The organism is Georgenia sp. 311 (assembly GCF_006151955.1).
Lineage (GTDB): Bacteria > Actinomycetota > Actinomycetes > Actinomycetales > Actinomycetaceae > Oceanitalea > Oceanitalea wutianyii.
Genome location: NZ_VDFS01000056.1, coordinates 23582 through 27572, shown reverse-complemented (window position 1 = coordinate 27572; position 3991 = coordinate 23582). Strand labels below are relative to the sequence as shown.

The following is a 3991-nucleotide window of genomic DNA, read 5'->3' as shown; positions in this document are numbered from 1 at the left end:
CGTCGGCCACGTGGCCGACGAGGGGGAGGTGGTAGGCGACGCGGCCCATGACCTGCTCGTGCACGATCGGCTCGTCGTCCGCGCCGTTGGCGTCGCCGCGGGTGACGTAGCGGGTCTCGGAGCCGAGCTCGATCCCCACGACGCGGTGGGTGATGAGCGCGGGGTCGTCGGGGACCGGCTGGAAGGTCACGACGTCGCCCACGTCGTAACGCTCGGCCGGCACGGAGACGACGACGTCGCCCGGGGAGTAGGTCGGCTCCATCGAGCCGGTGAGGACCGTGAGGGCGGCACCACCGAGCAGCCGCGGCACGACGGCGACGGCGAGCACGAGGAGGAGGAGCGCGAGGACGAGCACGAGGTTGAGACCGCGGAGCACCGCGCGCCGGAAGGCGCGGGCCTCGGCGCGGGCCTCGGTCGGCTCGGCCGGGGCCGGGGCCTCGGTCGGCGTCGTCGTCAGCGTGTTCATCGTTCCTCCTCTCGGGTGGTGGTGCCGGTGGTGCCGGGCGGGGGCGCGTCCTCGGGGGGCGAGCGCACCCCCACCCGGGTCCTGGGGGTGCGTCAGAAACCGCCGCCGACGCCGGCGTCGCGGACCTGCGACAGGGTGGCGCTGAAGTCGGCCATGACGGCGTTCGCGCGGACGAGGTCCTGGTCGGCGACGTCCTCGTCGAAGGTGACCTCGACGACGAGGGAGACGTTCGGGTCGGTGCCGAGGTCGGCGGGCAGCGTCGGGAGGGCCGCGACGTTGTTGCTGTTGTCGGCCGAGGCGAAGAGCACGCCCTCGGCGTCGCTCAGGTCGCCGGTCTCGACGACGGTGCCGCCGGACAGGACGGTGTAGGTGGCGTGCTCGGCGAGCTCGGCGAGGAGGGCGCCCTGGGCGCTGAGGTCGTCGAGGGAGAGCCGGGCGACCATGTTGTCGCCCTCGAGGGCGGCCCGGAAGCCGAAGGTGCCCTGGACCGTGTCGCCCGGGACGATGCGGAAGGTGTCGAGGTCGATCGCGTGGCCGGCGTCGGTGCGGTCGGCCGAGACGTCCTTCCACTGCGCGGCGACGGCCTCGACGTCGAGGTTTCCGGCGGTGATGGTGCCGCCGTCGACGGGAGCGCTGTCGCTCCAGAGGGCGAAGGTCGCCCCGCCGAGGAGGAGGGCTGCGCCGGCGGCGCCGGCGACGACGCCGGTGGTCTTCTTGTTCATCGTGATCTCCTTGTGTGGGGGTGGGGTGGCCACGGCTCTCGACCAGTGGTCGCGCCGGCGCCGTGGACCGGGCTTCGCCCGGTAGTTCTGGGGCCCGTCCTAGGGCCGCGGCGTCAGCGCCGCGGACCCCGTGCAGACCATGTGCTCGCCGACCTCGAGTCGGGTCCGCGGGCAGGTGACGTCGACCGTGGGTCGGTCGACGACGACGATGTCGAGCAGCGCCGTCCGTCCGGTGTTGCGGACCGTGTAGGTCCACGTGACGGTCGCGCCGTCGGTGAGTGTCGTGCCGGGCGCCAGCTCGGCGGCGCCGCCGAGCTGCGCGGCCGTCGGCACGTCCCAGGCCCGCTTGACGATCTCGACGCCGGGCTCGCGGGTCTGGACGTTGGTGAAGGTGCAGCTGACGTCGTCGCCGACGGTGACGTCGAGGGTGAGGGCGGCGCCGTCGCGGGTGGCGGGGCGCGGCACGCCGTTGGCCGTGCAGCTGACATCGGCGAGCGACCATCCGGCGGCCTGCTGGTCCGCGGTCATCCGCTCCTCGATCCGCACCGCCGCAGTGGCGGCGTCGGGGCTGGAGAAGCGCACGGCGTACTCCAGCGTCCCGGTGGAGCCGGTGACCCGCGGGCCGGAGGGCGTGAGGGCACCGTTCGACGTCGTCGCAGCGAAGGTCCAGCCGGCGGCCGGGGCCGCCGTCCCGCCGTAGGGCTGGGCGACCTTCTCCACGCTGACGGTCGCCTGGCAGGTGGCGCCCTTCGCAAGGTTCTCCAGGAGCGGGGCGAGCTGACGCCAGCCCGTCTGGAAGTAGTCGGCGCTGTTCGCCGACGCGCCGGGGGCGTGCCCGCTCGGCCCGGAGACCGCGCGGAGGTTGGCGGCGTCGCCGCCGATGCCGCCGCCGACGCCGACGGCGAGCACCCGGGTGCCCTTGGCCTTGAGCCCGTTGGCCGAGAAGATCGCCTGCTCGGTCTCGGAGAAGCGGGTGAAGCTGCCCGGGCCCGTCGCCGGGTTCCCGGAGTAGGTGGCCTGGCCGTCGGTGACGACGATGGCGAGGTCGAACTGCTGGCCGTTCTGCGCGACCTGGTGGATGCCGCGGTCCCAGTTCGTGCCGCCGCCGGCGCTGTAGGCGTTGATCCGGTCGCGGATGGTCGCGAGGTTGCCGTCGACGGGCAGCAGCGTCGGGTAGTTCTGGCCCGAGCTGCCGTTGGCCCGCGGGGCGGTCTCGGCGAAGGTGAAGAGCGCGATCCGGGAGCCGGTGCCCTGCAGCGCCTCGGCGAAGGCGATGGCCGAGGCCTTGAGGTCGCCGACCGCACCGGCGTTGGCGACGGAGCCGGAGAGGTCGAGGACGAGGGCGACGTCGAGGCCGGCCTCGCACGTCTGGGTGAGGCGGGGGTTGGCGCGGGAGGTCTGCCAGGTGCCGGCCGAGCCGGTCCGGGTCTCGCTGCTGCCGGCCGTCATGAACTGCGACCCGGCTCGGTACGTCGTCCCCGCGCGGAGCTGCTCGCCCGTGCGGAAGGCGTAGGTGGAGGCGACCTGCGAGCTCGCTCCGCCGGTGACGAGCGCCGGGTTGGTGTACCAGCCGGTGGGGGCCGAGTCCTGGACGACCCAGAACCTGCGGTCGTAGTTGGCCCCGCCGGGGGTCTCGTCCCAGCGCATGCAGAACCCCCACAAGAACTCGACGCACACCCGGGTCCCGGCCTGGGTCTCGGGGACGACGAACGAGCAGTCGCCGGCGCTGTCGGAGACGCACGAGGCCCAGTTCTCGTTCACCGGGCCGGCGGGGCTGGAGGAGCCGGTGTGCAGGCGCAGCCGCACGCCCTGGAGGCCTGCCACCGCCGATGTCCTCGAGCGGTCGCCCCCGACCTTGACGGTGATGACGGCGCTGTTCCCGGTGGGGGCGGGCACGGCGAGCGGCGCGAGAGCGGCCGGGGCGGCGACGCTGCTCGCCTCGGCCCGCTCGTTCGCGGCTGCCGGGGAGGGGGCCCCGGTCAGCGGGGCGGCAGGGGGCGCCGCGTCGACGGGGGCAGGAGCGCTCGGAGCGGGGGCGGCGGGTGCCGGCGCCTCGTCCTGGGGCGCGGGCGCGGCGTCGCCGTCGAGGACGAGGTCACCCTCGGCCGCCGGCGTGAGGACCTGTGCCGGCTCGACGAAGGTCGTGCTCGGCCCCCCGGCGACGTCCTCGTCGAGTCCGGTGGCGACCGAGGTCGTCGCGCTCGCGACGAGGCCGAGGCTGATGAGTGTCGTCACGGCGACGCGCCAAGTGCGCCGCCGGGTGCCGTCGTCGGCTCCGTGCTTCATGATCCGTGCTCCGCCCTGTGTGCTGATGACGTCAGCCCACCAGAACGCCCCGGCCGTCCGACCTTCCGCAGCGGGTGGCGACAAGATGATCGGCAGGCGTCGCCGGGGTTAGACCTCACGTGTCGCGCACCGCGCGGGGGTGAGCCGGGCGAGGAGCAGTGCCGGGCGCCCGCCGACCCTTCCGCGCCATTCCGCTCAAAGGGGGAGGTGGCTCCTCCTTTCGTACCACTCACCCCCACTAAAGGAGGGTGAGTGGCGTGCTGTCGCCGCTCCCCTCCTCCCGGACCCCCTCGCCACCTCTGGGACGCCCCCTGGCGCCCGCGGACGCCCCCGACAGCACGCTCCTGGCCTCCGAAGGGGCGTCCCAGAGCGCGCGAGGTGTCCCGGAGGCGGCCGGAGACGCGCAGGGCGTCCCGGAGGAGGAACGCGTCCAGTGCCCAGCGCGCATCGGTGCGCGGTGCGTCGGCGACGCGTCTGGGACGCCCCTTCGCGGCTCGAAGGCCCCGCGCAGGGGGTG

At 74.5% G+C, this 3991-nt stretch carries 3 protein-coding genes; all 3 read right to left on the bottom strand.

The genetic code is table 11. The annotated features are described in order from the left end of the window. Positions 1 to 466: signal peptidase I (locus FHE66_RS11925; protein WP_139073196.1), on the bottom strand; the 466-nt coding region annotated here is incomplete at its 3' end. 92 nt (positions 467 to 558) lie between these two features. After that, positions 559 to 1188 carry an alternate-type signal peptide domain-containing protein gene (locus FHE66_RS11920; protein ID WP_139073182.1) on the bottom strand — a complete coding sequence of 210 codons (630 nt, stop codon included), beginning with the start codon at positions 1186 to 1188 and terminating at the stop codon, positions 559 to 561. Between the two features lie 99 nt (positions 1189 to 1287). Next, positions 1288 to 3474 carry a vWA domain-containing protein gene (locus FHE66_RS11915; protein WP_139073181.1) on the bottom strand — a complete coding sequence of 729 codons (2187 nt, stop codon included), beginning with the start codon at positions 3472 to 3474 and terminating at the stop codon, positions 1288 to 1290. Positions 3475 to 3991 lie beyond the last annotated feature (517 nt).

Bases quoted from the DNA above. Each gene is read 5' to 3' on its own strand.
- FHE66_RS11920 (WP_139073182.1), bottom strand. From the start codon at position 1,188: ATGAACAAGAAGACCACCGGCGTCGTCGCCGGCGCCGCCGGCGCAGCC.
- FHE66_RS11915 (WP_139073181.1), bottom strand. From the start codon at position 3,474: ATGAAGCACGGAGCCGACGACGGCACCCGGCGGCGCACTTGGCGCGTC.